3 protein-coding genes are annotated in these 2,802 nt (G+C 67.0%); all 3 read left to right on the plus strand.

The window, feature by feature from the left end; all coding sequences use genetic code 11:
• A partial coding sequence (locus AAF184_25590; GenBank protein MEO0425729.1) for a glycosyltransferase family 1 protein occupies positions 1–217 on the plus strand: 217 nt, incomplete at its 5' end.
• Positions 218–381: 164 nt separating this feature from the next.
• Positions 382–1,677, plus strand: coding sequence for an NCS2 family permease (locus AAF184_25595; protein ID MEO0425730.1), 1,296 nt, complete (start codon positions 382–384; stop codon positions 1,675–1,677).
• 144 nt (positions 1,678–1,821) lie between these two features.
• Positions 1,822–2,802 (plus strand): TonB-dependent receptor plug domain-containing protein (locus tag AAF184_25600; GenBank protein ID MEO0425731.1); only part of this gene is annotated, 981 nt, incomplete at its 3' end.

Below are 2,802 nucleotides of genomic sequence, written 5' to 3' on the forward strand. Positions count from 1 at the left end.
CCTGGAAATCCTCGATGGCGCGCCAGAGGGCGCTGGCGCCATGGACGAGGATCTCAAGGAGGCGTGCACCACCGCCCTCGAGCGGCGTGACCGCGCGGCGTGCCGCGAGTGGTCCGAGAACTTCTCCTGGGAAGCGGCCACACGGCAGTTCATCTGCAACCTGGAGATTCCAGGCTTCGACGAGGCCTTCTGGCTGAAGTCTGCCAGCATGGAGTAGAAGGCGCCGAACCCTCGGCTAGAAGGCGTGATAGCTCCGATCGGGCACCCCCGCCCACCCCTCGCATCGCGCCACCCGGCGCAATGCCTTAGGCTTCGCAAGCATGTTCTGACCGCCGCCACCGCACCGCCAACACAGGCCACGCCCTAGATCACGGAGACGCCATGGAGGCGATCACCCGCCGCTTCAAGCTCGACGCCGCCGGCACCACCGTGCGCACGGAAGCCATCGCCGGCCTCTCCACCTTCCTCACCATGGTCTACATCAGCGTGGTGAACCCGGCGATCCTGTCCGACGCCGGCATGGACTTCGGCGGCGTGTTCGTCGCCACCTGCCTGGCCGCGGCCTACGGCACCCTGGTCATGGGCCTGGTCGCCAACTACCCCATCGCGCTGGCGCCCGGCATGGGCCAGAACGCATTCTTCGCCTACACGGTGGTGCTCACCCAGGGCCACAGCTGGCAGACCGCCCTCGGCGCCGTCTTCGTCTCCGGCGTGCTGTTCGTGATCCTGAGCCTGCTCCCCGTGCGCGAGTGGTTGATCAACTCGATCCCGCGCAGCCTCAAGCAGAGCATGACCGCGGGTATCGGCTTGTTCCTCGGGTTCATCGCGTTGAGCAACGCCGGCGTGGTGATCGACAACGAGGCCACCCTGGTCGGCCTCGGGGACCTCCTCTCGCCCGGCCCTGCCCTGGCCCTGGTCGGGTTCGTGCTGATCACCGCGCTCGCCGCGCGACGGATCGCCGGGGCGGTGGTGATCGGGATACTCGCCGTCGCCGCGGTGGGTTGGCTCACGGGCGTGGCCGAATTTCAGGGCCTGGTCTCCATGCCGCCCTCGCCCGCGCCCGTGCTGTTGCAGGTGGATATCGCGAGCGCCCTGCAGGTGGGCATGCTGACCACCGTGTTGACCATGCTGCTGGTGGACGTGTTCGATACGGCGGGCACGCTGGTGGGCGTGGCGACGCGCGCGGGCCTGGTGGACAAGGAGGGCAACCTCCCTCGCCTTCGCGGTGCGCTCTTCGCGGACTCCAGCTCCACGGCGGTGGGCGCCCTGCTCGGCACCTCGTCGACCACCAGCTACATCGAGAGCGCCGCCGGCGTGGAAGCGGGGGGCCGTACGGGACTCACGGCCGTCGTCTGTGGCCTGCTGTTCCTCGCCTGCCTCTTCTTCTCGCCCCTGGCGCAGAGCATCCCGGCGTACGCCACGGCGTCCGCCCTGCTCTTCGTCGCCTCGCTGATGGCGCGCTCCCTGGCCGACCTCGATTGGGAAGACCTGACCGAGGTGGCCCCCGCCATGGTCGGCGCCCTCGCGATGCCATTGACGTTTTCTATCGCCGAGGGCATCGGCCTTGGCTTCATCTGTTACGCCGCCATCAAGTTGCTGAGCGGAAAAGGCGCGCAGTGTCCGGCCGCTGTATACCTGGTCGCCGGCGTGTTCGCACTCAAGTACGTTTTCCTGTAGTTAGTGTCCTGCGTCAGAACGCAAGAAACCCTTGCAATCGGATTCATTGACAAGCATGTGGGTGTCAATGATGAATAGGCGCGGCTGCCGCCCCGGGCGCGGCCGAATTCGTTGAGTCGTTCAACTCGGAGAGTTCCACACCCGATGTCCCGCTCTGCCTACCGCACGCCCGTCGTGGGCGCTGCCCTCGTCGCCGTTACCCTTACGCCACCGGCCTTTGCCGAACTGGAAGAAGTCACCGTCACCGCCCAGCGGCGCGAACAGGCGCAGAGCGATGTGCCGTTCTCCCTGGTCACGCTCTCCGGCGAAGACGCTGCGGATTTCTTCGAAGCCGGTGAGGACATTCGCGCACTCTCCGCGCGCATCCCGAGCCTCAACGCCGAGTCATCGAACGGCCGCGTCGCCCCGCGCTTCTACATCCGCGGCCTTGGCAACACGGACTTCGATCTCGCCGCCTCCCAGCCCGTGCAGGTGTTGGTCGACGAGGTCCCCATGGAGAACGTCGTCCTGAAGAGCTTCCCGCTCTTCGACATCGAGCGCGTGGAAGTGCTGCGCGGGCCCCAGGGCACCCTGTTCGGGCGCAACACGCCGGCCGGTACGGTGAAGTTCGACACGGTGAAGCCGAGCCAGGAGTTCGATGCCTACGGCTCCATCACCGGCGGCGGCCTCGGCACCTTCAACGTGCAGGGCGCCATCGGCGGCGGCTTCTCGGAGAACTGGTCCGGCCGCGTGTCCGTGCTCTCCCAAACCCGCTCGGACTGGATCGACAACGACTTCACCGGTGAAGAGGACGCCCTCGGCGGCTTCAGCGAAGTCGCCTTCCGCGCCCAGCTGCTGTACGAGAACGATGGCTTCTCCGCCCTCATCTCGGGCCACGGCCGCGAGCTCGACGGCACCGCCGCCGTCTTCCGCGCGAACATCTTCACCACCGGCTCCAACGAGCTGAACGAGAACTTCGATCGCGACACGGTGTTCTTCGACGAAGGCGACAACAACATCCAGCGCTACGAGAGCTACGGCGGCCTCCTGCGCCTGGAGAACACCTTCGCCAACGACATCACGCTCACGGCGATCGGCTCCTGGGAGACCACCGAGGGCTTCAGCATCGGCGACATCGACGGCGGC

The organism is Pseudomonadota bacterium, from assembly GCA_039815145.1.
GTDB lineage: Bacteria > Pseudomonadota > Gammaproteobacteria > Steroidobacterales > JBCBZW01 > JBCBZW01.